General features: G+C 72.3%; 4 protein-coding genes. 2 read left to right on the top strand and 2 right to left on the bottom strand.

From position 1 onward, the window contains the following. On the top strand, positions 1–995 hold a 995-nt coding region (locus tag ABR571_RS13905; RefSeq protein ID WP_409453801.1), incomplete at its 5' end, for an MFS transporter. A 2-nt stretch (positions 996–997) separates the two neighbouring features. On the opposite strand, the gene ABR571_RS13900 is transcribed toward ABR571_RS13905, so the two are convergent. Then, complete coding sequence (locus ABR571_RS13900; protein WP_409453800.1) at positions 998–1,372, bottom strand: MauE/DoxX family redox-associated membrane protein; 375 nt, start codon at positions 1,370–1,372, stop codon at positions 998–1,000. A 106-nt stretch (positions 1,373–1,478) separates the two neighbouring features. Between ABR571_RS13900 and ABR571_RS13895 the strand changes: the two genes are divergently transcribed. Then, entirely contained in the window at positions 1,479–3,401 is a 1,923-nt protein-coding gene (locus ABR571_RS13895) for a serine/threonine-protein kinase (RefSeq protein ID WP_409453799.1), read from the top strand. 13 nt (positions 3,402–3,414) lie between these two features. On the opposite strand, the gene ABR571_RS13890 is transcribed toward ABR571_RS13895, so the two are convergent. Next, positions 3,415–5,144: DUF3488 and transglutaminase-like domain-containing protein (locus ABR571_RS13890; RefSeq protein ID WP_409453798.1), on the bottom strand; the 1,730-nt coding region annotated here is incomplete at its 5' end.

The raw sequence follows: 5,144 nt of genomic DNA, 5'->3' as shown, positions 1-5,144 counted from the left end.
TCAGCCTCGGTCTCGGCCCGATCGTCGGCGGCGTGCTGATCGATTCGATCGGCTGGCGGGCCGTCTTCTGGATCAACGTGCCCGTCGGCGTGCTCGCCTTCGTGTTGGCCGCGGTGTTCGTGCCGGAGTCGCGTGCCCCGCATGCCCGGCGTCTGGACCCGGTCGGCCAAGTGCTGGTCATCGCTCTGCTCGGCGGCCTGACGTTCGCGATCATCGAAGCGCCACGGGCCGGTTGGCTCTCGGCGCAGACGGGTATCGCGTTCGCCCTCGCGGCGCTCGCCGCTGTGGCGCTGGGCCGCTACGAACCGCGCCGCCGTGAGCCGCTGATCGACCTGCGCTTCTTCCGCAGCGTGCCGTTCACGGGCGCGACGGTCATCGCCATCTGCGGCTTCGCCGGCTTCGCGGGTTTCCTGTTCCTGAGCAGCCTCTATCTGCAAGAGGTGCGCGGGCTGAGCCCGCTGGTGGCCGGGTGCTGCTTCCTCCCGCTCGCGATCATGACGCTGATACTGGCGCCGCTGTCCGGACGGATGGTGGGCAACCGCGGCCCCCGGCTGCCACTGCTGCTGGCGGGGAGCCTGCTGACGCTCGGCGGAGTGCTGCTGCACTCGCTCTCGGCCTCCGAGTCCTATGTCTGGGTCATCGGCAGCTTCGCCGTCTTCGCCGCCGGCTTCGGTCTGTTGAACGCGCCCATCACCAATACGGCGGTGTCAGGGATGCCGCGCGAGCGCGCCGGTGTGGCGGCGGCCGTCGCGTCCACCAGCCGTCAGGTCGGCGCGGCCCTCGGCGTCGCCGTCATCGGCTCGGTGGTGACGGCCAGCCTGTCGGGACCGCTGCGCAGCGGCTTCGTTGCGGCCAGCGCCGCGGGTTGGTGGGTGATCACCGGATGCGGACTGGCCGTCTTCGTCCTCGGTGCGCTCACCACGGGTCGTCGGGCCGATGCCAGTGCGGCGCGCACCGCCCGCCTGGTCGCCGAGGAACCGGCCTTCGCCGACTGAGCTCAGCGGGCGCTGCGCCGCACCTTGAGCGCCCAGGCGATCAGTGGGGCCTGCATCGGCAGGCGCAGGATCGTGCCGACCCGGTACGGCGTCGAATCGCTCTTCCGGGCGTCGATCGCCATCTTGATGTTCCCCGGCAGCACGGCGGCGAACAGCCCGGCCGCGGCCAGTCCGCCGACCCGCCGCGTGGGCGGCGCCAGCAGAGCGGCGGCAGTGGCCAACTCGGCCACCGCCGAACCGTAGGTCCACATCCGCGGCGTGCCGGGAAGCGGCTCGGGGATCATCGCGTCGTAGAACTTGGGCATGGCGAAGTGAGTCGCGCCGGCGCCGGCGAGCAGCGCGGCGAGACCGATCGCACGGCGGTTGTCGGCGGACACGGCACCACTGTGCCACGTTGCCGGTCCGGTTTCTCGCGATGTCGGTTCGCGCCGTTTGTCCGGCAGGTCGTTGATACGCTCGCGGTCAGGTTCCGGGGAGGTCAGCGTGGCTAAGTTGTGGCGGGCGAAGGGCGCCCAGAGCGACTTCTTTCCCGGCTTCAGCGATGTCGCCGAGATCGGCATGGGCAGTCTCGCGACCGTCTATCGGGCTCGCGAGGTGGGCACCAACCGGCTCGTGGCACTCAAGCTGCTGAACGTGCGCGACGCGTCCCCGCGCGCCATCGAGTCCTTCGAGCGGGAGTCGATCGCGCTCGGCGCCGTCAGCTCGCACCCGAACATCGTGACCTTGTTCCGGTCGTTCCGCGCGGCCGACGACCGCCCCGTCCTCGTTCTGGAGCTGTGCCGCGGGGCGATTTCCGACCGGATGCGCGACGGCCTCGGACTGCCGGTGTCCGAAGTGGTGTCGCTCGGGATCAAGATCGCCGGCGCCCTCGAAACGGCGCATCGCGCCGAGATCCTGCACCGCGACGTCAAGCCGCAGAACATCCTGATCACCGAGTTCGGCGAGCCCGCACTCGCCGACTTCGGCGTCGCGATGTTGCAGTCCTCGACGCAGACCACGGCCGGACTGTTCGACTTCACCACGCTGCACGCGGCTCCCGAGCTGCTCGAGGGCGGTGAGACCTCCGCCGCCACCGATGTCTACGAACTGGCGTCGTCGCTCTATCAGCTCATCGCCGGCAAGTCCGCATTCCGCGCCTACGACGGTCAGTCGCCGGCGTCGGTCATCCTGCGAATCCTGCGCGACCCGGTGCAGCCGCTGGTGAACGCCCACGTGCCGACCCAGCTGTCGGATCTGCTCGTCCACGCCATGAGCAAGGACAAGGACAGCCGCCCGCCGACCGCCGCCGAGTTCGCCGCCGAGCTGGCCGCCATCGAGGCGGCGCAGAACTGGCCCCGGACGCAGTTCCTCATCCGCGATCCGAGCGGCTCGACCGTCGGCTTGCCGACGATCACCCGGCTGCCCGGACTCGTGCCCCGAGCGACGGCGCCCGCGGCCGCCGTCCCGGCCCCAGTGGGGCCGATGCCGATGCCGATGCCCGTGCGGGTGCCGGTGCCCGCCGTCGTCCCACCGCCGCCGCCGCCACCGCCACCGCCACCGCCACCGCCACCGTCACCGCCGCCGTCACCACCAGCCGTTGCCGATCCCGCGCCGGCGCCGTGGCCGCGGCCGAGCCTGCCGTTGCCGGCCTTCGACGATGTGCTGCCCGAGCCGTTGGTCGGGGACGTCGAGGTCGAGGCGCCCCCACCGCGATGGATGCCGACCCAGCCAGAACTCCAGCCCGAGCCGGAGGCCGCGCCCGAACCGCGGGCGGAGGCCGCGACGGAGCAGTCGGAGCCTCCGCCGCACCGTCCGCGGCCTATGGTCGAGCGCTCGCCGATCCGGATCGACGAGGAGGACGCCGAGCCCTTCGCCGCGGACGAGCCGTCGCACCCGAGCGCGGCCTGGCTGGCGCCACAGGAGCACGCAGAGCACCACCGGCCGCTGCCGCAGCGTCCCGCCGCTTGGGTTCCGCCCCAGCCCGGCCCGGCGCAGTACCCAATCCCACCGACGTTCGCCGCCGACGGGCAACACCCGGCCGGCGCCGTGCCGACCTGGGCGTTCCGCGCTCCCTCCTCCAGCCCGGCCGCGGTCGCGTCGCCGGCCTTCGTCGGTGACCTGTCCCTCGACCCGATGTCGCTGCGCCGCCGGGTGACGATCCGGGCCGGTGCCTCCGGCCTGACGGTCGACGAGGGCGGGCTGGTGCTGCGGACCTGGTGGCGCCGCCGACAGGTGCCGTGGACCGACGTCGACGGGTTCGAACCGCGCTTCGACGATTCGTCCGGCAACGGGGGCCGGCTGGTCGCAGTGACCGGCAGCGGTCCGCTCGACCTGCCGGCGACCAAGCGGGCCGGCGGCGACCTGCGTTATCTACATGCGCTGTTGGACGCCTACCGACAGCGCGCCCGACTGACGGCCGGCCGCTGACCTCGCGGCGAACCTAGCCGGTGTTGTTCCGGTTACGGCTCGGACGCGATCGCCGGACATGCTTGCCGCGGTTGGCGCCGGTTGCTCGCGCCCGGGCCGCCGCGGCCCAGGACGTCGGGCCGGCCTGCGGGCGGCGCCGCTTCGTGCGGCTGTAGCGCAACCCGGCGCTGATCCGGTCCCGCCAGCCGAGTCGCCGCCGGACCGACTGGATCAGCACCGCGTGCGCCCGCCACGCCGCGTCGGCCTCGGCGGGGCCGATCCACGATGTCGGGCTGAACAGCGCCACGTTGGCGGCATCGCCGATGTAGCGGGCCTGGGCCGCCGGCGCACCGCCGAACCGCTCGCCGGTGGTCGCGGCGACCTCGGCGCTGGTCAGGTACGTGAGGTCGGGCAGCCCGGATTCGGTGAGCACGTCGAGGGACTCCTGCCACGCGCCGAGCAGCCGCCGCCGCGGATCGCCGGCGCGGCGCCGACGGCGGGCTCGGACGCGCTTGCGGGCGAGCAGCGCCGCGATGACGACGGCGACGAGGGCCAGGACCACGATGAGTACGGCGGCGAGAACACTCGTGATGGAGGCGCCCGCAGCGTGCGGAGTCTTGCTCCGCGGGGCGACGGCGTGGCCGTTGTTGGCGTGGGTCACCAGCGCGTTGCCCGTCGGCGTGGGGCTCGGCGTCGGTGTCGATCCGTCGCTGTTCTGCGGAGCCTGGCCGGCGTAGGTCTGGGGCGACGGATCGAGGACGACCCAGCCGAGGCCACGCACCGGAATCTCCACCCAGGTCCACGCGTCGGCGGCGCGTGCTTCGTAGCTGCCGGCCGGCAGGGTTGTCGAACCGGTCGGAGGCTTGATCCGCAAACCGGCGACGAGCCGGGCGGGAATGCCCAGCTTGCGGGCGATCAGGGCGGTCAGCGTCGCGTACTGCTCCGGGGTGGCGGAGTGCGATCCGCGGATGGAGGCCAGGACGTCGGCGAACGTGGTGCCGCCGGTGTGGGTGGTCGAGGTCGATGACGGCGTCGGGGTCGGACGGGGACGAGTCGGCGTTGCCCGCGCGGGCGTCTTCTTCGACGGCTTCGGAGTCTTCGTCGTCGGCCGGACGGGTTGGGGCTGCGCGACGCGACCACCCGGCACCGACGTCGACGTGGGCCTCGTCGCCGGACCGCCGGCGAGGGCGGAGTTGGTCCGGAAGTCCTTGGCGACGGCCTGGAGAAACGGAATCGGCTGATCGCTCGACGCGCCGGTCTCCTGCGCGAGGGAGCCGATCAAGGTGTTCAGCGCACCGGTCAGCCCGTTGGGCAGCGTGGTGTCCACCTGCGAGGCTGACGTTCCCAGCAGCGAGGTCTTCGACAGGTCAGTGACATCCTTGCTGGTCGCCCTCGAGCGCACCGTGTACTGGTCGCCCGCATGCAGGGCGCCGGAAGGAACGATCATGCCGCTGTCGGGGTCGATGTTCACCGCCGCGCCGGTGACCCGCTCCGCCCGGTTCAGGTAGGGCATCCAGGGCACGGTCGTCATCGCACCCTTGGTGATCGTGTACTGCTGGGTCACCATCGGCCCCGGCGGGCGCATCGTGGGATCGGTCTCATCGGGTATGACGCCGCCCGACGGGCGGAAGGTCCGGGTGAACGTCCACCCGTCGCCGTCGTAGTAGTCCACGGTGGCGATGGACACGTAGCCGGACGTCGCGCGGTCGGTGCTGAAGCGGAAGAGGACAGTGCCCTTGTTCTTCGGGTTGGCCGGCCGCAGGC

Origin of the sequence: Jatrophihabitans sp., assembly GCF_046262535.1 — a bacterium.
In the GTDB taxonomy this organism is placed as follows: Bacteria; Actinomycetota; Actinomycetes; order Mycobacteriales; family Jatrophihabitantaceae; genus Jatrophihabitans.
This window is presented reverse-complemented; position numbering and strand designations above follow the sequence as displayed.